At 68.6% G+C, this 733-nt stretch carries 1 protein-coding gene; it reads left to right on the plus strand.

The genetic code is table 11. The annotated features are described in order from the left end of the window. Nucleotides 1-117: 117 nt before the first annotated feature. Nucleotides 118-733 (plus strand): GNAT family N-acetyltransferase (locus tag AC5RVV_RS17690; protein WP_494002658.1); only part of this gene is annotated, 616 nt, incomplete at its 3' end.

The raw sequence follows: 733 nt of genomic DNA on the forward strand, positions 1-733 counted from the left end.
GCCCTGGGCAACCTGAAGACGGTTCCGCAGGACCGGTACGACGAAGCAGCCATCCTCTTTGGCTGAAAGCCGCGCTGCTCTGGCCAGCCATTTCCGCCGGACTGTAGCGTGTTTGCTATGACGCTGGATCCAGGTACCACCGCGATCGTTCAGCTTGCATGGTCCCGGCGGCTGGGCCTGCCGGACGGCGCCCTGGCTGCGGCCGCCGGTGCCGGGGACCGCCTGCTCCGCACCGATGAAGAGGCCTCCAAACTCAGCTTTGTCCGGCTTTTCGGAACCTCTGTCCTGGCCGGGCCGTCGTGGGCCCTGGACGCCGCCGGGGACCTGACGGATGAGGAACTGGCCGAGCACCGGACGCTGCTGAACCTGTGCCGCGGACACGGGGGGCGCGGACTGGGCGCCGCCGCGCTCTACTTCACCGACGACTTCCTGGACGTGGTTCCGTCCCGGAGCACGGTGGTGTCCTTTGACAGCAAGCACAGCCTCAAGCTCGAGGAGCTGTGTCCGCCCGACGACGTAGCGGAGGTCGGCCTCTCCGGCCTCGACCGGCAGTTCGTGCTGCTGAAGGAGGAGGACCAGCTGCCGCTGGCCGGTGCCGGCTTCGAGATCTGGGAAGGGATACTGGCGCACATGGGCGTCCTGACCGCCCCCGCTGTGCGGCGCAAGGGGCTGGCCAGCTATATCGCGGCCATCGCCCTGGAGGAGGCGCTGAGCGAGGGCCTGGTCCCGCAGT

The organism is Arthrobacter sp. MDT2-34-1, assembly GCF_059091365.1.